17 protein-coding genes are annotated in these 22,456 nt (G+C 71.6%); 9 read left to right on the forward strand and 8 right to left on the reverse strand.

The genetic code is table 11. The annotated features are described in order from the left end of the window. Positions 1 to 45: 45 nt before the first annotated feature. From ACGFIE_RS02500 to ACGFIE_RS02520, 5 genes are all read right to left on the reverse strand, one after another. The gene (locus tag ACGFIE_RS02500) at positions 46 to 1,305 is read right to left on the reverse strand and encodes a type II secretion system F family protein (protein WP_393290251.1); all 1,260 of its coding nucleotides are present in this window, start codon (positions 1,303 to 1,305) and stop codon (positions 46 to 48) included. Then, entirely contained in the window at positions 1,302 to 2,513 is a 1,212-nt protein-coding gene (locus ACGFIE_RS02505; RefSeq protein ID WP_393290254.1) for a TadA family conjugal transfer-associated ATPase, read from the reverse strand. The genes ACGFIE_RS02500 and ACGFIE_RS02505 overlap by 4 nt, the downstream gene beginning before the upstream one ends. Next, a complete protein-coding gene (gene ssd, locus ACGFIE_RS02510; RefSeq protein WP_363687858.1) occupies positions 2,510 to 3,613 on the reverse strand; it encodes a septum site-determining protein Ssd in 1,104 nt (367 codons plus the stop codon). Before ssd ends, ACGFIE_RS02505 begins: the two co-directional genes overlap by 4 nt. A gap of 221 nt (positions 3,614 to 3,834) precedes the next feature. Further along, positions 3,835 to 4,836: a CU044_5270 family protein gene (locus ACGFIE_RS02515; RefSeq protein WP_393290256.1), complete on the reverse strand. Its 1,002-nt coding sequence runs from the start codon at positions 4,834 to 4,836 to the stop codon at positions 3,835 to 3,837. Beyond that, on the reverse strand, positions 4,836 to 5,387 hold the full coding sequence (locus tag ACGFIE_RS02520) for an RNA polymerase sigma factor (protein WP_393290258.1): 552 nt from the start codon (positions 5,385 to 5,387) through the stop codon (positions 4,836 to 4,838). The genes ACGFIE_RS02515 and ACGFIE_RS02520 overlap by 1 nt, the downstream gene beginning before the upstream one ends. 106 nt (positions 5,388 to 5,493) lie before the next feature. Here ACGFIE_RS02520 and ACGFIE_RS02525 point away from each other — a divergent pair, with 106 nt between their 5' ends. The 4 genes from ACGFIE_RS02525 to ACGFIE_RS02540 all read left to right on the forward strand — a co-directional run bounded on the left by ACGFIE_RS02525 (position 5,494) and on the right by ACGFIE_RS02540 (position 8,483). Further along, entirely contained in the window at positions 5,494 to 5,673 is a 180-nt protein-coding gene (locus ACGFIE_RS02525) for a hypothetical protein (RefSeq protein WP_393290261.1), read from the forward strand. A 227-nt stretch (positions 5,674 to 5,900) separates the two neighbouring features. After that, the gene (locus tag ACGFIE_RS02530) at positions 5,901 to 6,254 is read left to right on the forward strand and encodes a hypothetical protein (protein WP_393290263.1); all 354 of its coding nucleotides are present in this window, start codon (positions 5,901 to 5,903) and stop codon (positions 6,252 to 6,254) included. Positions 6,255 to 6,276: 22 nt separating this feature from the next. Further along, positions 6,277 to 6,939 carry a DUF402 domain-containing protein gene (locus ACGFIE_RS02535; protein WP_393290265.1) on the forward strand — a complete coding sequence of 221 codons (663 nt, stop codon included), beginning with the start codon at positions 6,277 to 6,279 and terminating at the stop codon, positions 6,937 to 6,939. 740 nt (positions 6,940 to 7,679) lie between these two features. Next, a complete protein-coding gene (locus ACGFIE_RS02540) occupies positions 7,680 to 8,483 on the forward strand; it encodes an HAD-IB family hydrolase (protein WP_363687866.1) in 804 nt (267 codons plus the stop codon). A gap of 180 nt (positions 8,484 to 8,663) precedes the next feature. Here ACGFIE_RS02540 and ACGFIE_RS02545 read toward each other — a convergent pair whose 3' ends face one another. Then, positions 8,664 to 9,410, reverse strand: a complete 747-nt coding sequence (locus ACGFIE_RS02545; RefSeq protein ID WP_393290268.1) for an oxidoreductase — start codon at positions 9,408 to 9,410, stop codon at positions 8,664 to 8,666. A 358-nt stretch (positions 9,411 to 9,768) separates the two neighbouring features. Between ACGFIE_RS02545 and acs the strand changes: the two genes are divergently transcribed. From acs to ACGFIE_RS02570, 5 genes are all read left to right on the forward strand, one after another. Then, positions 9,769 to 11,733 (forward strand): acetate--CoA ligase, encoded by a 1,965-nt coding sequence (gene acs / locus ACGFIE_RS02550; protein WP_393290270.1) that lies wholly within the window; start codon positions 9,769 to 9,771, stop codon positions 11,731 to 11,733. A gap of 241 nt (positions 11,734 to 11,974) precedes the next feature. Then, positions 11,975 to 14,767: an immune inhibitor A domain-containing protein gene (locus tag ACGFIE_RS02555; protein WP_393290272.1), complete on the forward strand. Its 2,793-nt coding sequence runs from the start codon at positions 11,975 to 11,977 to the stop codon at positions 14,765 to 14,767. Between the two features lie 331 nt (positions 14,768 to 15,098). Further along, positions 15,099 to 17,558, forward strand: a complete 2,460-nt coding sequence (locus ACGFIE_RS02560; protein WP_393291251.1) for an immune inhibitor A domain-containing protein — start codon at positions 15,099 to 15,101, stop codon at positions 17,556 to 17,558. A 107-nt stretch (positions 17,559 to 17,665) separates the two neighbouring features. Beyond that, positions 17,666 to 18,163 (forward strand): hypothetical protein, encoded by a 498-nt coding sequence (locus tag ACGFIE_RS02565; RefSeq protein WP_393290274.1) that lies wholly within the window; start codon positions 17,666 to 17,668, stop codon positions 18,161 to 18,163. Positions 18,164 to 18,238: 75 nt separating this feature from the next. Continuing rightward, positions 18,239 to 19,171 (forward strand): alpha/beta fold hydrolase, encoded by a 933-nt coding sequence (locus ACGFIE_RS02570; RefSeq protein ID WP_393290276.1) that lies wholly within the window; start codon positions 18,239 to 18,241, stop codon positions 19,169 to 19,171. A 4-nt stretch (positions 19,172 to 19,175) separates the two neighbouring features. Here ACGFIE_RS02570 and ACGFIE_RS02575 read toward each other — a convergent pair whose 3' ends face one another. Together ACGFIE_RS02575 and ACGFIE_RS02580 are read right to left on the reverse strand one after the other, a co-directional pair. Next, complete coding sequence (locus ACGFIE_RS02575; RefSeq protein WP_344360983.1) at positions 19,176 to 19,541, reverse strand: hypothetical protein; 366 nt, start codon at positions 19,539 to 19,541, stop codon at positions 19,176 to 19,178. Further along, on the reverse strand, positions 19,538 to 22,351 hold the full coding sequence (locus ACGFIE_RS02580) for an SseB family protein (RefSeq protein ID WP_393290279.1): 2,814 nt from the start codon (positions 22,349 to 22,351) through the stop codon (positions 19,538 to 19,540). The genes ACGFIE_RS02575 and ACGFIE_RS02580 overlap by 4 nt, the downstream gene beginning before the upstream one ends. Positions 22,352 to 22,456 lie beyond the last annotated feature (105 nt).

Here is a 22,456-nt window from a genome sequence, read left to right on the forward strand (position 1 = left end):
GCGAGCCACGCCGACCGACCGCGCCGCCCGGGAGCACCGAGGACATCAGGCGGCCCGCCCCGACGCCGCGCCCAACCGCTCGGCCCAGAGCAGGCCGACGACCTGTAGGGCAACGGCGAGGACCGCGCAGACCCCACCGACCATGCTGTGCAGGAGCACCGCCAAGGGATCGACCCCGATCCCGTAGCCGAGCCCGATCCCGCCGACCGGCAGGGCCGCCAGCAACCAGGCCGTGGCACGGGCGCCCGCCGCCTGCGCCGCTGCGGCGGCCAGGCCCCGGTCGGTCGCGCGGGCGTCCGCCTCGATCCGCTCGATCAGCTCGGCCAGCGGTGCGCCGGTCCGGTCCGCCAGCCGCACGGCGGCCGAGGTCAGTTCCCGAAGCCGGTCCGCTCCAGCCGGCCCCTCTGCGGCTGCGATCTCCAGGGTTGGCGGGACGGGCAGGCCCGCCCGGAGATCGGCCGCCAGACCGCAGAGCAGGTCCAGGCCGCGCCGCCGAGCCATCTCGGCATGCCGGTTCGCCCGCCAGCGAAGTAGGGCACGCATGGCCAGCGTGCCGTAGCCGGCCACCGCGACCGCGGCCACCGGCCCAGCGGACACGGCACCGACACCTGCCCCCACCAGACCAACCAGCAGCAGCACTCGCCCCGGCGACCGACGCACGCGTGCCGGATGGGCCGCGTACGACCCGCCGGCCGTCCGGTCCGCCGGGCCAACGAGGCGGTGGTCCGCCGGGCCGACGCGACCATCGTCGGCCGGGTCGACGAGGCGGCGCTCGGCCAGGCCGAGGCGGCCGTCGTCCGCCGGGTGAACGAGGCGGTGGTGCGCCTGGTCGACGCTGGCGTGGCCGGGATGCTCGACGGTCTCCAGGGCCTCGGTTTCCGGCCGGGCAGTGGCCGCCGGGCGGCGAGGATCCCGACGGATCGGCGGACGTGCCGGGCCGGCCGGGCGCGTGGATCCCCCCGGGCCGCCGGTCGCCCTCGGGCGGCTCGGACTGCCGTCGAGGTCCCGAGTGGACCAGGCGACAGCCGTCCGCCCGCCGCTGGACGGCGACGCTCCCGGCGTGTACGAGGGGCCACCCGGGCGGGCCGGGGCCGGCAGGTCGCCGAACTCGTCGGTCGGCCCACCTGGTCCGCGAGCGAGGCCCCTGATCCATTCCACCAGGGCGTCGTCCGGGTCAGCGCCGGTGGCACCGCGGCCCGGTGCCAGCACCCGTCGGCGGCGGGCCCGAACGGTCCGCGCAGGCCAGGCCACCAGGACTGCGGCGGCCAGCAGCAGCCCCACCACCAGCACCGTCCCGCCGGTCATGACGGACCCGCCGATCCGGGCCACGGCTCGCTCAGGATCGGCGGCACCGCCACGCCACGGTCTCGCAGCAGCGCGCCGAAGGTACGCGCCGCGAGCCCCAACCCGCGTCCACGGATCCAGGCGGGCACCACCGTGGCCAACCGCTCCGGCCCTTCGGGAAGTAGCAGGCAGATCGACTCCAGGACCCGTCCCCGGTCCCCTCGGCGTACCTGGAGCAGCACCTGGAGCGCGGCGACCACCTGGGCGTGCAGCGCGGCGCGGGGCAGCCCGCCCAGCATGCCGAGCGCCTCCAGCCGGGCCGGCACGTCGGACGGGGTGTTGGCGTGCAGCGTGCCGGCGCCACCGTCGTGGCCGGTGTTCAGCGCGGCCAGCAGGTCGACCACCTCGGCGCCCCGGCACTCCCCGACCACCAGCCGGTCCGGGCGCATCCGTAACGCCTGCCGGACCAGGTCGCCGAGGCTGACGACGCCCGTCCCCTCGACGTTGGCGGTACGCGCCTGGAGCCCCACCACGTGCGGGTGCCCCGGTTGCAACTCGGCCGCGTCCTCCACCAGGACGATCCGCTCGGTGGCGGGCACCAACCCGAGCAGTGTGTTGAGCAGGGTGGTCTTGCCCGAGCCCGTGCCGCCGGTGACCAGGTACGCCAGCCGGGCCGCGACGACGGCGGCGAGCAGGGGCGCCACCGGTCGGGGCACGGTTCCCTGGCGCACCAGTTCGTCGAGGGTGAACGGGCGATGCCGGAACGTCCGCAGGGACAGGTAGGGGCCCTCGGTCGCCACCGGCGGCAGCACTGCGTGCAGTCGGGTGCCGTCGGGGAGCCGGGCGTCGGCGTACGGGGAGCCGTCGTCGAGCCGCCGACCGGCGCTGGCGATCAGTCGCTGCGCCAGCCTGCGGACGTCCTCGACCGAGCCCACCGGGACCGCGACCTGGTGCAGGCCCGCGCCCCTGTCGACCCAGACGCGGACACCGTTGACCAGGACGTCGGTCACTTCCGGATCGGCGAGCAGTGGGGCCAGTGGCCCGGCTCCGACGAGGTCGTCGTGCACGCGGTCGGCGATCCGGAGTACTGCGGTGTCGCCCAACACCGCAGCGGTCGGCTCGGCGCGTACGGCGGACACGATCGCCGCCGGGGTGACCGGGTCGGTGGCGGCGGCGATCCGCTGCCGCACCCGGGCCGCGAAGGTGCCCTCCTCCGGGTGGCCGTTCATGCCGCGCCCGTGGCGGGGACGCCGGTGAGGTCCGCGACGATCCGCCGGCAGAGGGTCGCGAGCGGGCCCTTTCCGGCCGCCGCTGGCGCCTCGCCGCGTTCGAGGCCCCGGCAGAGCCCTGGCTCGGGGCGCAGCGTGCCCGCGAGAGGAAGCCCGAGTGCCCGTGCCACCTCGGTGGCGCGCAGACGGCCCGGGGCGGGCCCGCGCACCACCACCGAGAGCGCGGCGCAGTGTGGGGCCGCCGCAGCCACCACCCGGGCGGCGGCAGCGGTGGCGCGCAGCTCCGCCGGTACGACGACGAACGCCTGGTCGGCCGCCTGCAACGCGACCACGGCGGCGTCGTCCAACTGTCGGGGCAGGTCGATCACCACGAAGTCCCGGCCACGGTGCGCGGCGTCGACGGTCGCCGCCATCGCGGCGGCGGGCAATGCCAGCATCTCGCCGCGATCCCAGGAGAGCACCACCAGGTCTCCCCGGCTGGGCAGCGCGTGGACCAGCGCGGGCGCGTCCACCCGCCCGTCCGCGTCGGTGAGCGACGGCCAGCGCAGCCCCTCCAGCTGCTCCCAACCCAGCACGAGGTCGAGGCCACCACCGAGCGGGTCGGCGTCGATGAGCAGGGTGCGCAGTCGGGCCCGCGCCGCGGTCACGGCGAGTCCGCCGGCGAGCACGCTCGCGCCGGCACCGCCCCGGCCGCCGAACAACGCGACGACCCGGGCACCCGGGCCGGCCGGCTGCTCGGGACCCTGTTCGGCGAGGCGATCCAGCAGCCAGGGCTCGGCCGCCGGCAGCGCGGCGACGTGCTCGGCGCCGATCAGCTCGGCGATCTGCCAACCGGGATCGAGGTGACCGGTCCGGCCGACCAGCACCAGTCGGGGCCGCTTCGGCAGTCGGGCACGCAGGCACGCCTGCGCCTGGTCGGCGCCGAGCAGCACCAGCGGCGCGGGACCCCAGCGGGTACGGGCTGCGGCCGGGTCGGCGGCGAGCTCCACCTCGGTGCCGCCGGCGGCGGCGAGCCGGAGCAGGTCGTCGAGCAGGTCGCCGTCCGCCGTGACGACCAACGGGAGCCGTCGGATCGGCGGGACGGAGGTACGGGGTGCCATCGCGGCCTCCAGCGGTCGGGATCGGATGCACCGCCGACCCTGCTCGCGAGCGGCCCCGCACACCGCCCCCGATTCCTCGCCTGTGGACAACTCCGGGGCCTGTGGACAACGCCCGCCGAGACGGTCGATCTGCTATGCGGGTCGGTTGCCGCACAGCTACCGCGGCTGCCGAGAAAAAGCGGTGGGGCCGCTCTCGAGAGAGCGGCCCCACAGGTCGGCGGTCAGCCGATCCGGTCGGTCCAGGCCGTTTCCAGGATCAGCTGGTACGCGCTGATCCGCACCGGTGCCAGCGTCAGCAGTTCGTGGGCGAGCAGCTCACCCGTCTTCGGTTCGAAGATCAGCAGAGACTGCACGCCGTGCTCACGCTCGTCGACGGTGACCGCGACACCGGCCCGGCCGGCCCGGTCGGTGACACGTCCCCGCCAGCGGAAACCGGGCACGTCGGCGAGCACCCGCAGGATCTCCGCCCGGGTCGCCCGCGGCAAGACGTACCTCGCGTAGAGCGTGCTGACCTCCTTGCTCGCCGCCCCTGCGCCATACTCAATCTTGAGCCGTTCGCGCAGCTGCGACGGGTCGGCCGGCGGCGGCGTGAGCTCCATGGGGGGCAGCGGGATCATGGCAGCAGTGCCAGCCACCTCGGGAGCCGCTAGCTTGCGCTGCCAGTAGTCCCGCGACTGCTGATCGGGGTACTGCGGTTCCAGCTGCGTGTTGCTCTGGCTGCCGGTCCCGTCGGCGGCCATCCAGACCTTCGACTCACCGGCGAAGGCCACGTGGTAACGGTCGTCGGGGGAGCTCATCACCGGATCACCCCACACCTTCGTGTGGTGGTACATGTAGCGCCCGCCGCGGTGGTCGTACTCGGTATCTTTGATCTTGTTGGCCAGCGTGCGCAGCTGCGGGCCGGCTGCCGGCGGATCGGCGTCGAACTGGTACGCGACCGGCACCAGCAGCGTCCCCACGGCGCCGCCGGGTCCGCCCGGATCGTCCGGCGTTCGCTCGTTGAACGGTCGGAGGACGGCCACGGCACCGGCCGCGACCGCGAGCGTCCCGGCCGTCAGGACCAGCCGGCGCGTCGGGTGTACGCGACGGTGTCCCATCGCGGATTCGGTTGCGCCGGCGCGCTCGATCAGATCCCGCGCCGGAACCGGCGGCGGCGCGACGACGATGTTCCGGGCCGGGTCGGCAGGGCCGAGAAGGGTACGGGTGCGTTCCGCTCCGTCCATCACAGATCCTCTCGGGTAGCGGCCAGCATCGGGCGTGGGGAGCGGGCCGGCCGGTCCGACATCGCTTCGGCCAGGCGACGGCGGGCGCGGTGCAGGCGCACCGCAGCGGTCGCACGGGTGCAGCCGAGGACCTGGGCCGCCTCGGCCACCGTCAACTCCTCCCAGCCGACGAGCTGGAGGATCTCCTGATCCAGGTCGTTGAGGGTGGCCAGCGCGGTCCGCACGTCGGCAACCCCGAGCGTCCGGTCGGCGCCGGACGGGTCGGCCACCCGCGTCAGGTCGACGTGGGCGATCGGCAGGAGGTCCGGGGCGGCGCGTCGGGACCGCCACTCGTTGGCCAGCAGGCGCCGGGCCACCCCGTACAGCCAGGGCAGGCTGCGGTCCGGCACCTCGCCGCGACGACGCCACGCGACGACGAAGACCTCCTGTGCGAGTTCCGCGGACGCTTCGGAGTCCGCTAATCGGCGCAGGCCGTACCTCACGATGTGCGCGTACTCGGCGGAGTAGAGGCTGGTGAACCAGCCCTCGTCGCGCTTCCCCGGTGGACCCACCCGAACCCCCATTGCCTCGGCGACTCTCACCCTGGCTTGTGTCACGGGAGGCCCGACGATTACCGCGCGCCCCAACCTGTCACAGTCATCGGGGACACTCCTGGCCGTGGACGTGGAGGAGTTCTGGAGTGTCGTGGATCGGGCACGAACTGCGGCAGGCGCGGCGGCGGACCAGCCCCAACGCGACGGTCAACCCAGTGCGGTCGCCGAGGCCCTGGTGGTGGAGCTGATGCGACTCCCGACGAAGCTCTCCAGTTCGCCGCACAGACGGCGTACGAGCGGCTGACGGGCGACGATGAGGCATTCTGGGAGGCCGCCGAGTCGGCACAGTCCGCTACCACTCCGCCACAGCCCAGCCCGGAGCCTGCCGACGAACGCTGGGACCTGACCGACGAGGGCGAGTGGCGCAGGCGGCTGCCCCGGCTCTTCGAGCTGTTCCGCACCCGCCGACTGGCAGTGCAGTAGGGACAGCGGTCAACTCTGGTGGCGCACTCTCATGGGCAGAGGACAACGATGGACAACCGGCCGGACCCGATCGAGATCATCGCCGGGGTGTCAGAGGTCGACGGCAAGCATCGCGCCTTCGAGGTCTGGCTCTACAAGGCCAACAAGGAAGGCTGGGCCGTCACGGTGGAGTCGTCCTCGGTAGACCAGCCCGGCGACGGGTGCGGAGTCGTCGACATCGAGGGTCTGAGGTATCGCATCCGCCACGCGAAGCGAGTCCGGCAGCGAGTCGGCATCCTGTCCGCCGGGCAGCATCCGATCGCTGCCGCCGTCAGCCAATCCGTGGGCAGCTCGGACGGCATCACCTGGACGTGGGAGTTCACGCACGCGGCGTGGGCCGAGCCGATGATCGAGGATCACTAGCGCGCCCCGTAGGAACCTTGACGTGATCGGTAGCGTCAGCTTCGTGATTGATCAGCTTCTCTACAGGGACTTCCGTGGCGACGGATCACTCGTGCTGGTGGTTCCGCAACGACTGGTGTCGGAAGACGAGCGGGGGATCCTCACCTGGCGGCCGATCGGCACGCCATACCTCTTCCGCCGCGCACTCGACGGTCGAGACCGCCGAGAGATCTCGTTCCGGGAGCGGCATACGGTCCAGTGGCAGTTGACGCCCATGACGTGGACCGGGCGGCACGTCCTGCATCTGTTCAGGCCCGGGTATGCCCACTCGGTGTGGTGGATGTTCAACCCCGACTTCAGCCTGAACCGCTGGTACGTCAACCTCGAAGCGCCGCCGGCCGTATGGCGTGCTGGCGGCCTCGCCGGGGTCGACACCTTCGACCACGCCCTGGACATCGTGGTGCCGCCCGACCGCGCCTGGCGCTGGAAGGATGAGGGTGAGTACCAGGAGCGGATCGGCCATCCCGCGTATTGGGGCGAGGATGGCGCGAAGGAGATCCGCGCCGAAGGTGAGCGGGTCGTGGCGGATGTCGAGGCAGGCCGTTTTCCCTTCGACGGCACGTGGCTGGACTTCCGCCCTGACCCCGCCTGGGCCACACCCGAACTCCCGGCCGCGGGCTGGAACCTGCCGAGGAGCCGTCCCTAGCCTGCGCGACAGCCTCGACCGGCTCGCCGACTCCCCGCAGCCCGAACTCCGCGAGATGGCACGCGCCGTCCTCGACGGAGAGATCACGCTCCGGACGGCGGCCCTAGGCGGTGCCTACGCCCCCGCCCTCCGCGATGCCTTCGACGGCTTCTGGACGTACTGCAGCCAGCTCAGCCGGGACGAACGCAGCGAACGTGAATCCAGCGCTTACACCCGCTTCCAGCTCACCGAGCAGGACCGGCCTAGCTAGCGACGATCACCGACGGAAGCTGACTTCTCGCTTACAAGCTCTGCGCAGACTGGTTCGACGGCTCTGCTGCCTCTCTGCTGCCTCCGGCCGTAGAAACGCCGTCCCCTGGACGCTCTAGGCAGGCCGGAAGACGACCTGTGAGCTGTGCGGGAGCGCTCCCCCGGAAAGGGACGACCCCCGTCGGGGGGAGACGGGGGTCGTCGACGGTTCGGCTCCGGGGGGGTCGAGCCGAACCACTCAGCGGTCACGGGGGGTGCAACCGCCGAGGGTCTGTCTGTTTCGGGATGTGAAAGCGCGTCGTGCGAACAAGTCTGCCTGAGCGGGCCCGTCACGTCGAGTGTTGTTCACTCCACTCAGCGCGAAAATCTCCTCGCGGAGTGTGAGCGCGGTCACGCCGAGCGGAGTTGGAGGCACCCGTCCGCAGGTCCGAGGGGTGGCCTGGACCCCGGGCACCCGCCGACGATAGACCATCCGGCTAGACTTTCGCGCCGTGGGCCGAAGTGCCGCTTTCTTCGATCTGGACAAGACCGTCATCGCCAAGTCGAGCGCCCTGGCGTTCGGTCGGCCGTTCTACCGGGACGGGCTGATCACCCGGCGTGACGTGGTCAAGTCGGCGTACGCGCAGCTGATGTTCCGGCTGGGCGGCACCGACGAGCAGACCATGGCCCGAACACGGGACTACCTGGCCGCGCTCTGCAAGGGCTGGCAGGTGGACCAGGTCCGTCAGATCGTCGCGGAGACGCTTCACGAGCTGATCAACCCCTACGTGTACGCCGAGGCTGCCATCCTGATCGCGGAGCACCAGGCTGCCGGGCGGGACGTGGTGCTGGTCTCCGCGTCCGGCGAGGAGATGGTCCGGCCGATCGGCGAGCTGCTCGGGGTCACCGACGTGATCGCCACCCGGATGGCGGTGCGGGACGGCCGGTACAGCGGCGAGGTCGAGTTCTACGCGGCCGGTCCGAGCAAGGTCGAGGCGGTTGGCGAGCTGGCCGCCGAGCGCGGCTACGACCTGGCCGACTCGTACGCCTACTCCGACTCGTACAGCGATCGTCCCCTGCTGGAGTGCGTGGGTCACCCGAGCGTCGTCAACCCGGACCGGCAGCTACGCAAGCTGGCCTCGGAGAACGCCTGGCCGGTGCTGGAGTTCCGGCATCCGATCCCGCTGGGTCGCCGACTGCGGGAGCGGCCGGCCGTTCCGGTGGCCGCGGCGGCCCTGGGGGTCGGCGTGGGCGTGGCCATCGGCATCGCCTGGTACGGGCGGCACCGCCGCACCCGCGCCGCCGCCACCGCCTGACCGTCGCCGCATCGTCGGCGGTCCACCCGCGCCCGCGCCTGCGCTCACGCAGCGGGCCGCGCTCATAAGCAGGCCGCGCTCACCCGACGAGCCGCGCTCACCCGACGAGCCGCGCTCACCCGACGAGCCGCGCTCACCCGACGAGCCGCGCTCACGCGACGGGGCGTGCCGCTGTCACGGTCAGGCTGCGGCGAGGATCTCGTCGCCGATCGCGGTGAGCTGGTCGGCACCGACCTCGACGGCCGCCATGTAGTGCCGTAGCCAGGAGCGCAGCCCGTCCGCGGTGCCGGTGGCGAACGCGCCGGCCGAGCCCACGTACTCGGGCTCCCGTTCCCGGTGACCGACGTCGACGCCGAGCAGGCCGCGCGGGTCGAGGCCGCTGGCGAGAAGCACGAGCCGGGCAGCGCCGCGCGCCACCACGCCGGATGGCCCGGCGAACGGACGCAGGTTCAACAGCTCTCCGTGTACGACAGCGGCCAGCACCAGCGGGGAGACCTTCGTGCCGCCGGCCACCAGACCGGCGAGCCCGTCGAGGCGGGCGGCGACCACCGGGTCGGCCACCGGTCGGCCCAGTTCGGCCTCAGTCACGATGTCGCGGGCGGCGAGGACGTGCAGCCGGGCGAGTGCCTGCCGGGGGGCCTTCGGCCAGAGTTCGCTCAGGCCGGGCAGCGCCCCGGCGACCCGCAGCGCCCCCTGGAGCACCGGGTCGGTGACGGTGCCGGCCCGGACCTCTTCACGCTCGTGGACGGCGCCTTCGAGTGCGGCGCTGGCCACCGCCGACCGGAGGCTGACCTCGGCCGCGACCTGGCCACCGTTGCGGCGCAGCGCGCGGTGCCCGAGCGCCTGGTCGAAGCGCCCACGGGCCCGGTCGACGGCGGCGGCGACGTCGGCGAGCGCGAGCAGCGGGGCGAGCGGGTCGGTGGTCACCCCGCCACGCTAGCGACCCGCCCCGGCCCGCCGGGCCGCACCCGCCCGCAACGCGACCCGAGCCACCCGGCACCGGCCCTGCCCGGCCCGCCGCAGGGCAAGGTCAACACGGGTTCAGGGAACTCGGGGTGTCCCACCGGCCCGGACACCGCGATTTCACGGAAACCGTGTCGATCAAGGCCCCAGGGCCGAGCCGCTCCGTGCACACGGGCGGACGGCCCGGGCGGGGCCGGGCCGTCGGGCGCGTGGCGGGGGCCGCTCGGCGCGACGGGGTGGGCAGCGGTCGCCGGCCGGGGACCCCGCGACTACCCTCAGGCCCAGCGAGACGCAGGTCACCCCGAGGACGAGGAGTCACGGCATGAGCGAGGCATTGGCCAATCTGCTGAACGAGACGCGCCAGTTCCCCCCGCCGGCCGAACTCGCCGCGCACGCCAACGTCACCGTCGACGCGTACGCCGAGGCGCAGGCCGACCGGCTCGCCTTCTGGGCGAAGCAGGCCGACCGGCTGGCCTGGTCGAAGAAGTGGGACGAGGTGCTCGACTGGTCGAACCCGCCGTTCGCCAAGTGGTTCGTCGGTGGGCAGCTCAACGTGGCCTACAACTGTCTGGACCGGCACGTCGAGGCGGGCCGGGGCGACAAGGTGGCGATCCACTGGGAGGGCGAGCCGGGTGACACGCGCACCCTCACGTACGCCGACCTGCACGAGTTGACCTGCCGGGCGGCGAACGCCCTCACCGACCTGGGGGTCACGGCGGGCGACCGGGTGGCGATCTATCTGCCGATGATCCCGGAGGCGGCGGTCGCGATGCTGGCCTGCGCCCGGATCGGCGCGGCGCACAGCGTGGTCTTCGGTGGCTTCTCCGCGGATTCGTTGAGCAACCGCATCCAGGACGCCAGCGCCAAGGTGGTGATCACCGCGGACGGTGGTTACCGGCGGGGCAAGCCGTCGGCGCTGAAGCCGACCGTGGACGAGGCGGTCGCGAACAGCCCGTCGGTGGAGCACGTGCTTGTGGTCCGCCGCACCGGTGAGGACGTGGCGTGGTCGGAGAAGGACCACTGGTGGCACGAGACGGTGGAGACGGCGTCGGCCGAGCACACGGCGCAGCCGTTCGACGCCGAGCACCCGCTGTTCATCCTCTACACCAGCGGCACCACGGCCCGACCGAAGGGCATCCTGCACACCACGGGCGGTTACCTCACCCAGGCGTCGTACACGACGCACGCGGTGTTCGACCTGAAGCCGGAGACGGACGTCTACTGGTGCACCGCCGACATCGGCTGGGTGACCGGCCACTCCTACATCGTCTACGGCCCGCTCTCCAACGGCGCCACGCAGGTCATGTACGAGGGCACCCCGGACACTCCGCACAAGGGCCGCTTCTGGGAGATCGTCGACCGCTACGGCGTGACCATCCTCTACACCGCGCCCACGCTGATCCGGACGATGATGAAGTGGGGCGAGGACATTCCCGCCGGCTTCGACCTGTCGTCGCTGCGGCTGCTGGGCAGCGTCGGCGAGCCGATCAACCCCGAGGCGTGGATGTGGTACAGGCAGCACGTCGGCGGCGGTGAGCTGCCCATCGTGGACACCTGGTGGCAGACCGAGACGGGCGCCATCATGATCTCCCCGCTGCCGGGGGTGACGGCGGCCAAGCCGGGTTCGGCGATGGCTCCGCTGCCGGGCATCGTCGCCGACGTGGTCGACGACCAGGGCCAGTCGGTGCCCAACGGCGGTGGCGGTTACCTGGTGCTGCGCGAGCCGTGGCCGTCGATGCTGCGCACCATCTGGGGTGACGACAACCGGTTCATCGAGACGTACTGGTCGCGGTTCGAGGGCATGTACTTCGCCGGTGACGGCGCAAAGAAGGACGACGACGGGCACATCTGGCTGCTCGGTCGGGTCGACGACGTGATGCTGGTGTCCGGGCACAACATCTCCACGACCGAGGTGGAGTCGGCGCTGGTGTCGCACCCGTCGGTGGCCGAGGCGGCGGTGGTCGGCGCGACCGACCCGACCACCGGCCAGGCGATCGTGGCGTTCGCCATCCCGCGTGGCAGCACGGACATCGCCGGGGAGGCCGGTGAGCAGCTCATCGCCGACCTGCGCAACCACGTGGCGAAGACGCTCGGCCCGATCGCCAAGCCGCGGCAGATCATGCTGGTGGCGGAGCTGCCGAAGACCCGCTCTGGCAAGATCATGCGCCGGTTGCTGCGGGACGTGGCCGAGAACCGCTCGCTCGGCGACGTCACCACGCTGCAGGACTCCTCGGTGATGGAGCTGATCTCCTCCGGGATGAGCGGCGCGAAGTCCGACGAGGACTGACGACAGGCGTACACAAGCGATGGGTGACGGTCCGTCCGGACCGTCACCCATCGTCGTCTTTTGTGGAGGTACGCCCACAGCGGGCGGTCGCCGCGAGTGGTTGGACGAATAACGCCTCCATCACGTTCCCGCCGTTCGGCGTGTTTCTCATTTAGTTTCACGAGGTCGGCTGGCCTCGATGCGTCTCCGCGCGCCCGGAGTCGGTCGGCTTCCTCCGCCCATGCCCGAGAAACGGAGCGGCATGAACAGAAACTCCCATCCGGGGTCGCGTCGACGACTACTCGTCGCGCTGCCCGTCATCGCCCTCGCGGCCACCTCACTGACCGTGAGTGGCAGTGCGTCGGCGCAGCCGTCCACCACCCCCCGGGCGGTGATCGGGGCCGACGAGTACTACATCAACTACGCCGAGCCCGAGGTGCAGACGGACACCACCGGCCGCGAGGTCAAGGGCAAGGGTGGCGTCTACGCCCCCGCCGTGGATGACGCGCGCGCGTTCGACCAGAAGCACGCGCGGGGCAACCCGGTCGCCGCCCGGCAGCTGGCCAAGATCGAGGCCAAGTCGATCCAGACGGGCAAGAACCCCCGCAAGATCAAGCAGGCGCCGACCACGCAGACGGCGAAGCTGCTGACGCTGCTTGTGGAGTTCAACGACCAGGCGAACGACGACTTCACCGGGGTGATGGTCCCGAAGACGGTGTTCGAGGACCGCACCTGCGTGCCGGGCACCGTGCAGAACGGCCCGAAGCACAACACCATCGCGAACCCGGCGACGCTGGGTTACGAGGACAACAACTCGATGTGGGTGCCGGACTTCTCGCCGCAGCACTACGACAAGATGCTGTACACCAAGAAGGGCATCACCGAGCGGATTCGCAAGGACCTGAAGGGCCCGGACGGTAAGAAGGGCATCGACATCTCCGGGCGCACCATGCACAACATGTACCTGGAGATGTCCAAGAACGCGTACACGGTGGACGGGCAGGCCAGCCCGTGGATCAGCGTGCCGCACTCGGAGGGCTGGTACGCCGCCAACCGCTGCACGAAGGACGAGAACGGCAACTGGGTTCCCGGCCGTGAGCAGTCGATGAACGGTCACCCGGACAACCCGGCCGGCGCGGGCCGCCTGGCGACCGACGCGATCGACGCGCTCGCCGCCAAGGACCCGAGCTTCCCGTGGGCCGACTACGACAAGGAGGACCAGGCCGACCGCGACGGTGACGGCAACCTCTTCGAGCCGGACGGTGTGATCGACCACCTCGTGCTGGTGCACGCCGGCCAGGGCAAGTCGCGTGGCGGCGGCGACCAGGGCGTGTACGCCGTCTGGGCGCACTCCTCGACGGTGGCCGGCGGCTACAGCATCCCGGGCACCAACCTCAAGGTGTCGAACTACATCGTGCAGCCCGAGGACGCCGGCGTCGGCGTCTTCGCCCACGAGTTCGGCCACGACCTCGGTCTGCCGGACCTCTACGACACGTCCGGCAACGCCGACTCCGACATCGACTTCTGGGACCTGATGGCCTCGGGCTCGCACTCGGGTGAGGTCTTCCAGGCGCTGCCGACGCACATGGGCATCTGGGACAAGTGGGTGCTCGGCTGGGCCGACCCGCTGACCATCCGCCCCGGCTCCAACCCGCGTGAGGTGAAGCTCGGGCAGACGTCGCGGACGCCCATCGACTCCGAGGACGGCATCAAGGTCGACCTGCCGGACAAGGTGACGGTCCTGGCCACGCCGCACAGCGGCACGAAGATGTGGCACAGCAACAACGACCAGGAGTGGGCAGACGTCAAGCTCAGCCGCTCGGTCGAGGTGCCCAACGCCGCGGACGCCAAGTTCTGGATGTGGAACAACTACATCATCGAGGAGGACTGGGACTACGGCTTCGTCGAGCTCTCGACGGACGGCGGGACGACCTGGACCGAGCAGAAGGTGTACGCCGAGGGCGGCGCCGTGGTCACCACCCCTGACGACTACCAGGACCCGAACGGCCGGATGAACGACTTCGGCGGCAAGAAGTACGGCCTGACCGGCAGCACCGACGGCTGGCGGCACGACTACGTCGACCTGTCGGCGTACGCGGGCAAGACGGTGCAGCTGCGACTGCGCCAGGCCACCGACGAGGCGTTCGAGGAGCGCAACTGGTTCGCCGACGACTTCTCGGTCGCCGGCGGCGGCGCGACCACCTGGAGTGACGACGTGGAGGGCGGCGCCAACGGCTGGACGGCCACCGGCGGCACCTTCGTCGACACCACCGGCGGGGGCTGGAAGGTCTCCAGCGGCACCGAGGTGCACGCGCAGTTCTACCTGGCCGAGTGGCGCAACTTCGACGGCTTCGACAAGGGCCTGAAGTACGCCTACGACACCATCTACTCCCACGAGGCTTGGAAGGTCGACCGGCTGTCGTACAACGCTCCGGGCATGCTGGTGTGGTACCGGGACTCCGCGCTCGGCGACGTCAACCACGTCACCGCGCAGATGACCTCGCTGCCCAGCTACGGCGCGAAGGGCGGGCTGCTCATCGTGGACTCGCACTTCGACCCGCTCCGGCGTACCGGCAAGGCGGCGGAGAAGGACCCGTCGGTGACGGACAACCTGCCCAGCCGTCCGCAGTCGGCAAACGCGGCGTTCACCCTCCAGAAGACGTACCCCTTCACGGAGTGCCTGGAGGCCGAGGGCGAGCCGTACAGCGCGTACTGCACGAAGTTCAAGGCGCAGGCGCCGGTGAAGTCCTTCACCGACGCCAAGGGCTGGTACCCGGGCATCGAGATGCGTGACGGTGCTCCGTACGCGCGGGACAACGACGCCTCCGTGGTGCTGCCGTCGCGGGGCAACGCGCCGTACACCACCCGGGTCACCCACCCGGATGGCAGCCCGGCGCCGGAGTTCTACGGCGTGACGCTTGGCGGTGGCGCGATCGTTCTCGGCACCGGTAACCCCGGCGACGCGGGCGTGAACTACGGCGTCTCGCTGACCATCAAGAAGGCCGCGCGGGACAACTCGTCCGCCACGATCTTCGTGACGCCGGCGAAGAAGTAACGCTTTTACTGATCAGGACCTGACGGTGGGGCCGGTGGCGGGAACGCCACCGGCCCCACTGTCGTACAACCGATCTTATTGATCGAAATACGTGGTTGTTCGGGGAGCTGGCCCCGACCGCACCGGCTCGTGTGCTGATGAAGCGCGGGGGTGTGACGGTGGAAAGCATTCCCAACAAAATCTTGCAACAAATCGACGCGCACATCTTCCCACCCGTCCCAGCAGTGTCTATGTTCACCATTGGTCCCACTAGTGGGATCGATCTATCGCCGGCCTCACCCCCGTTGGGCCGGTTCCCTCACACCGGAGGTACCACGTGCGCAAAGTCGCAGTGGGTCTGCTCGGGCTCTCACTGACGGCGACGGGGCTGGCGTTCGGACCGTCCGCCAGTGCCGCGCCGCAGCCGAAGTTGCCGACGGCCGCTCCGTCGGTCGCCGAGCCCGCCCTTGCCGACCACGACCTGCCGAACCCGCTGGAGGACAAGCGGCGATCGCTGCGCCAGGAGGGCCTGAGCAAGGTCCTGTCCGGCAAGTCCAAGGCACAGAAGATCAACGGCAGCACCGTCGTCAAGGTCGGCAAGACCCAGTCCGACGGGGCCAGCGCCCGCACCACCGGGGCGGGCACGGCCCAGACCGAGGACCAGTACGTCGAACTCTCCCGCGAGCGGACCGACAAGATCTTCGTGATCCTCGCCGAGTTCGGCAACGAGCGGCACCCGGACTACCCGGACAAGAGCATCGACCCCAACACCGCGGGGCCGACCAAGTTCGACGGGCCGCTGCACAACGCGATTCCGGCGCCCAACCGGGCGGTGGACAACTCCACCGTCTGGCAGCCGGACTTCAACGCCGACCACTACCGGCAGCTCTACTTCGGCACCAACCCCGGTGACGAGTCGCTGAAGCAGTACTACGAGGCCCAGTCCTCGGGTCGCTACAGCGTCCAGGGCGAGGTCACCGACTGGGTCAAGGTCAAGTACAACGAGGCCCGTTACGGCCGGTCCGACGACCCGATCGCGGACGACTCCCCGAACCCGGCCAACGACCCCGCCGTCTGCGACAGCAACGTCTGCGACAACACCTGGGCCCTGGTCCGCGACGCCGCCAACCAGTGGGTCGTCGACCAGAAGGCCGCCGGCCGCACCGACGCGCAGATCGCCGCCGACGTCAAGTCGATGGACGAGTACGACAGGTACGACTACGACGGCGACGGCGACTTCAACGAGTCGGACGGCTACATCGACCACTTCCAGATCGTCCACTCCGGCGGCGACCAGGCCGACGGTGACCCGATCCAGGGTGAGGACGCCATCTGGAGCCACCGCTGGTACGCGTACGCCTCGGACCAGGGCAACACCGGCCCGGACACCTTCCCCGGTGGTGGCACTGAGATCGGCAACACCGGCGTCTGGATCGGTGACTACACGATCCAGCCGGAGAACGGTGGCCGGAGCGTCTTCTACCACGAGTACGGCCACGACCTCGGTCTCCCGGACGACTACAACGTGGGCGCAAGCGGCGACAACAACAACGAGCACTGGACCCTGATGGCCCAGAGCCGGCTGGGTGCCAAGAACGACCCGGCCATCGGTGACCGCGGTGGCGACCTCGGCGCGTGGAACAAGCTCCAGCTCGGCTGGCTCGACCACGACACGATCGGGCCGAACGAGAAGCGCACCGTGAAGCTCGGCCCGCAGGAGTACAACTCGCCGGAGGCACAGGCCGCAGTGGTCGACCTCCCGCCGCGTGAGTACACCTTCTCCAACGGCGCGCCGTTCGAGGGCAGCAAGCAGTTCTTCACGGGCAACGAGGACAACCTCAACAGCACGATGACCCGGACCCTGGACCTCACCGGCAAGTCGTCGGCCGCCCTGACCATGAAGGGCCGCTACAACATCGAGACCGGGTTCGACTACCTGTTCTTCGAGGCGTCGTTGGACGACGGCAAGACGTGGGCGACCCTGCCCGGCACCGTCAACGGCAGGCCGCTGAAGGAGATCTCACCCGGACGTTTCGCCCTGGACGGCTCCAGCGCCGGCAAGTGGGTCGACGTCAACATCCCGATGAACGTGGCGGCGGGCAAGGTCGTGCAGTTCCGACTGCGCTACCAGACCGACGGCGGCCTGTCCCGGGGCGGCTTCTACGGTGACGCGATCACCGTGACCGCCGACGGTCAGACCGTGTTCACCGACGGCGCCGAGAACGGTGCCAACGGCTGGACCTTCGCCGGGAAGTTCGAGATCGCCTCGGCCACCTACACCCGCATGTTCGCCAACTACTACATCGCCGGCACCCGGTCGTACACCTCGTACGACAAGTACCTCAAGACCGGCCCGTACTACTTCGGCTACGCGAACACCCGCCCGGACTACGTGGACCACTACGCGTACCAGGAGGGTCTGCTGATCTCGTACTGGAACCTCCGGTTCGCCGACAACAACACCATGCCGTACGACCCGGAGCTCAACCCGGGTGGTCACCCGGGTGAGGGCCGGAACCTGTACATCGACGCGCACCCGCGGCCGCTCTACAACCTGACCGGTGCCCCCTGGCGGGCCCGCGTCCAGGTCTACGACGCGCCGTTCGGCCTCAAGAAGGCCGACTCGTTCACGCTGCACATCAACAGCCAGGCCCAGTACGTCCGGGGCCAGGCCGCGCAGCCGCTGTTCGACGACACCCAGCAGTACTGGTACGCGGAGCTGCCGAACCACGGCGTCAAGCTCCCGGCCACCGGCCGGAAGATCAAGGTTCTGTCGCAGGACGGCATCTACACGAACGTCCGCTTCTTCTGATCCTCGGATCAGGCGACACCCGCACCACGGCGATGCCCGGGCAGGTCACCTGCCCGGGCATCGCCCGTTCCGGGAACCCCGACGCAGCCCAGCACGTCCGATCACCCGTGCACCCGCGAACCCGCACCACCCTGACCGGCGCCGGTCTGGCCGCCCTGCTGGCGCTCAGCGGCTGCACCGGTGCCGAGAACCGAGGAGACGCAGTGCCCACCGAGCAGACCCCGTCCGGCACACCCTCGATCGGCACACCGTCCCCGGCCGCGACGCCGAGCAGTCGCACCGATCCGACGGGGTCGTCCCCCTCCGACAGGCCGTCACGTAGCCAGATCCCACTGCCCACGCTGCGCCCGTCGACCGGGCCGCCACGCAACCCGACCGACGCGCGCAAGGCGATCGTGCTGGCCGGCCGGATCAGTCGGGGCGGTGACGGGCCCTGCTACGGCCTGGTCAGCGACGAGGGCCGGCAGTACGCCCTGTACGGGCCGGGAATGGGCTCCTTCGCCGTCGGCACGACGGTCCGGTTGACCGTCGACACCGCCGTTCCTGACATCGACTGCGGGTCGGGCACTCCGGTCAGGATCGTCTCGATCAGGGCGGTCGGTTGACCGCAGCCCGGCACTCCCGCCCCAAGACGGGCCGGCGAAATGGCTGCTCGTCGGCGAGGTCCTAGGCTGTCTGCCATGACCGACCAGCGCGGCGGAGTCGTCGACGAGTCCTGCGTCCTCACCGAGGGGCCGTGGACGCACCGTTTCGTCGGCGCCAACGGCACCCGGTTCCACGTGGTCGAGGCCGGCACCGGGCCGATGGTGCTCTTCCTGCACGGCTTCCCCGAGCACTGGTGGGCCTGGCACCAGATGCTCCCGGCGGTCGCCGACGCCGGCTTCCGCGCGGTCGCCGTGGACCTGCGCGGTTACGGCGCCAGCGACAAACCACCCCGAGGGTACGACGGCTACACCCTCGCGGCCGACATCGCCGGGCTGATCCGGGCCCTCGGTGAACGGTCGGCGACGCTCGTCGGCAGCGGCGTCGGCGGCATGGTGGCCTGGACTGTCGCGTCGTTCCACCCCGCCCTGGTCCGCCGGCTGGTGGTGCTCGGAGCACCCCACCCGCTGCGCCTACGCGCCGCCATCTTCGCCGACCCGCGCGGGCAGTTCGCCGCCTCCACCCCGGCGTTGAAGTTCCAGCTCCCCCGCTACGAGCACGTGCTCACGAGGGACGGCGGGGCGGCCGTCGGAGAGATCCTGCGCCGCTGGGCCGGGCCACGCTGGGCGGACAGCCCGGGCTTCGAGGCGTACGCCGAACGCTGCCGGGAGGCCATGCGCGTCCCGCAGGCCGCCTTCTGCGCGTTGGAGGGCTACCGCTGGGCCTTCCGTTCGGTGCTGCGGCTGCACGGCTACCGGTTCGTCCGCCTCATGCAGAAGCCGCTGGTCACCCCGACTCTGCAACTGCACGGCGCACAGGACGTCGCCGCCCTGCCACGGACCGCCCTGGGGTCCGGCCGGTACGTCGTGGCGCCGTACGAGTGGCGCCTGCTCGACGGGGTGGGGCACTTCCCCCATCTGGAAGCCCCCGAGCTGGTGCTCGGCGAGATTCTGCGCTGGGCCAAGTCCTGACCCGTCAGACCCGCTGCTCCCGCAGGTCGGTGACCTCGGCGGCCGGCGCCCAGCCCTGGTAGACGCCGAAGTCGAAGACCTCCAGCCGCATTGCCTCGGCCACCGGCCAGCGCCCGCCCGTGTACTCCACGCGCAGCCAGGCGTCGTGCTTCCCGAGCACGATGAACGGCTGTCCCTGCCACGTGCAGGTGGTCCGCACGTACGCCAGGTCCTCGATCTCGCTCGCCGGCAGCACCCGCACGTACCGGCCGGGGCGGACCTCCTCGAAGCCCTCACCCGGCTCAGGCTGGTAGAGCCGGATGTCGTCGCCGTCCGGGCTCGCCTGGTACTCGCGGCCCTGCCAACGCGCCACGTAGCCGTCGCGCATCACGCCTCCCCGACCCGTCGCCAGACCACCGCGTCGGTGTCGAGCACCGCGACCACCCGCTCGGTGGCGTCCCCGCCGATGCGCAGGAGCTGCGCGCCGTGCGGGAGGCGGGCGCTGTCCACCTTGAACTCGGCCACCACGTCACTGCTCTCGCCCGGGGCGAAGCCGTTACCTCGAAACGGGGGGCGCTCGATGACCCAGCCCTCCATGGCCCGCATCGCCGGCTCGTTCTGGCCGCCGTACGGAATGCGGTAGAGGCTGGGTCGGTGCGCCGGCCAGCGCAGCACGTAGATCTCCTCGGCGTCCCGCACGAACGGCGAACCCGGGTAGCTGAGACCCAGCGCGTTGTGCAGCTCGGCCGGCGTGGTCAGGTGTGCCAACTCGCCGGCCCGGTGCACGAAACCGGAGACCCGGTCGTACCCCCGCTCCAGGTAGTACGCGAGCTGACTGGGTGCTATCGCCTTCTGCATCACCGTCGGTCGGGCCGGATCGACCGCCGCCGGGGCGTACCGGATGCGGGCCGCGGGTTCCGCCTCGACCGCCGGTTCCTGCGGGTCGACCTCCAGGTCGTCGCCGAGCCCCACCTCGGCGGCCCAGTTGGCCAACGCGACGATCTGGTCGCCGGGCAGCTTCGCGCCGACAGGCGTGCCCGGGTTGACGGCGAACGACCAGTCCTCATCGGGCCACCGCCGGATCAGCTGGGCGAACTTCACCCGGACCGTGTCGACGTCACCCTCGACGTGGTCGGCGAGGCGCTCCGGCGACGTGTAGACCACCACGTACGTCTCGCCGTCGAGCTGCGCGGTCTGCCAGACGAAGCCCGGGTCGCCGGGACGGCTGCCGCGCACCGAGTCCGTCGCCGCCGGAAGCAGGACCCGGGCCAGCAGCAGGGTGGACAGGAACGTGTCGGTGCTGCCGGCACCGGCCGCGCCGAGCAGGTCCTCCTCGACGGTGTTGGCCGGCTCGAACGGCACCGACGCCGGCTCGTCGACCATCGCCCGTTGGCCGTCCGCTGCCGCGGGTTCCCCGGTGGAGGCGTTGTCGGTGTGTGCCGCCTCCGGCGCATGGCCTCCCGGGGAGCGGAGCGACGTCCCACTGCCGTCCAGGCCGGCCGGGCCGCCGCCCAGACCACCGCCGGACGGGTCGGACATAGCCGGGGCGGGCGCGGACGAGCCGGGCACGGGCGGGTCGAACGTAGACGGGCCGGGCACCGGCGGGTCGAACGTAGACGGGCCGGGCACCGGCGGGTCGAACGTAGACGGGCCGAACGGCGACGGGCCGGGCACGGGCGGGGCCGCCGCCGGTGGGGCGGTGGTGGTCGGGCCGGGTCGCCGTGGCTCGTCGAACGCCGGGCCGACCTCGGTCGGGTCGACGAGATCCCGGGACTCGATGATGGTGCCCTCAATGACGATGGGCGTGAAGCCGCGCCGCGGGGCGGGTGGGCCGGAGACCGGCTCCGCAACCGACGGGGACAGCTCCTCCACCGGCTCGAAGCGCTGCCGCTCAGCGGGCCGGCCCCGCGGGATCGCCTGGGTCTCGTCCGCCGAGGAAACGGGACCTCGCATGCGGGTCGGCGACGGCTCCTCCCCCGCTGGGCCGGGCACCCGGAACGCATGGGTGGGTTCCTCGGCCAACGGGCTGGGCCGTCGCGGCGGCAGAGGTTGTGTGGCCTCGTAGTCGGTCGCCGGCGCTCGTACGACCCGGGACGCGCCCAGGTCGCCGGCCGAGGGCCGCAGCGGTGGGGTGGCGTCCGGTGCCGGCATCGGGAAGGCCGCCGTCGCGCTGTCACCACCCGGCGCGTCCGCGGGACGGCGGCGCGGGAAGGGCTGACTGCCCCGCCCGAATCGGGACGGCGGCACTGCGCGGTCGCCCGGCCGACCGTCGCCGGAGACCGGACCGGACGCCCGACCGGACGTCGGTTCGAAGAATGAACGTCGGCCACCCTGGGTGCTGCCGTCACCGGCAGGCACGTCACCGTCGCCCGCCGGGCGGCTCGCAGACGGCCGGCCGGCGTTGGGGTCGGGCTGGTCGGCAGGCGCGACCTGGGCGCGGTCGGTGGAGGCCAGCGGCACGTACCGGGATGCGCCGGTGCGGCCCGAGCCCGGAACGACGCCGGGGCGAGCCGGTCGGGGCGGGGCGCTCGGCTGCCGCTGACCGGCGGCGGGCAGGTCCTCCGAGCCGGGCCGGCGGGACAGATCACCCAGGCCGGAGGCCCGGGTGGGGATGCCCGAGGCCGGGGGCACACCCACCGGTGGCACCGCGGTCCTCGGCGCGGGTCGTCCCGGCGGTGTCGAATCCGACACGGGCGGTGGGGGCGGCACGAACCCGGTGGTGGGTGGGGCGTCCCGGCCGGTCGTACCGGCTCTCGACCGGGCCAGCGTCTCGGCCCGCTCCAGCCGGGCGCGGGCGCCCATGGCGCGGCCCGGCAGCCGGACGTCACCACGGGAGAGCTGGGAGACGAACCAGGCGGGCAGGTAGCCCTCGACGGGCAACCCGGGGTTGACCGCGAGCCACCACTCGTGATTGGGCCAGCCGAGAGCGAGGTCGGTGAACGGGACACGGCGATTGGTGCCGGCGTGCTCACCGAGGCAGGCCCGCAGCGCCGCGGCGGAGGTGAAGGCCAGCACGTGAGTCCGGCCACCGGTGGTCCAGGTGCCCCAGCCGGCGGACGCCTGCCCGGACGGCGCCGGCGCGGAGACCGGCAACAGCAGATCGGTGCGGGACAGGAGGCGGAAGTAGAGCTCCTGGTCGTTGGCGCGCAGCGCGTCCCACATCGCCACCTCGGCCTCCGTGGCCGGCTCCCATTCGGTCACGGCCACCTCTCCTTCCGAGAACAGGCCACAGGTATCGCGTACAACCTACAAGGTGGTATCACGATCACAACGGCTGGCGGGCGGCGGTGCGCCGGGGCGGCGGCG

It is taken from the genome of Micromonospora sp. NPDC049275 (assembly GCF_043197115.1).
Classification (GTDB): domain Bacteria; phylum Actinomycetota; class Actinomycetes; order Mycobacteriales; family Micromonosporaceae; genus Micromonospora.

Coding starts and splice junctions, on each gene's coding strand:
- ACGFIE_RS02555 (WP_393290272.1), top strand. CDS start 11,975: ATGAACAGAAACTCCCATCCGGGGTCGCGTCGACGACTACTCGTCGCG.
- ACGFIE_RS02505 (WP_393290254.1), bottom strand. CDS start 2,513: ATGAACGGCCACCCGGAGGAGGGCACCTTCGCGGCCCGGGTGCGGCAG.
- ACGFIE_RS02570 (WP_393290276.1), top strand. CDS start 18,239: ATGACCGACCAGCGCGGCGGAGTCGTCGACGAGTCCTGCGTCCTCACC.
- ACGFIE_RS02500 (WP_393290251.1), bottom strand. CDS start 1,305: ATGACCGGCGGGACGGTGCTGGTGGTGGGGCTGCTGCTGGCCGCCGCA.
- acs (WP_393290270.1), top strand. CDS start 9,769: ATGAGCGAGGCATTGGCCAATCTGCTGAACGAGACGCGCCAGTTCCCC.
- ACGFIE_RS02515 (WP_393290256.1), bottom strand. CDS start 4,836: ATGGACGGAGCGGAACGCACCCGTACCCTTCTCGGCCCTGCCGACCCG.
- ssd (WP_363687858.1), bottom strand. CDS start 3,613: ATGGCACCCCGTACCTCCGTCCCGCCGATCCGACGGCTCCCGTTGGTC.
- ACGFIE_RS02530 (WP_393290263.1), top strand. CDS start 5,901: ATGGACAACCGGCCGGACCCGATCGAGATCATCGCCGGGGTGTCAGAG.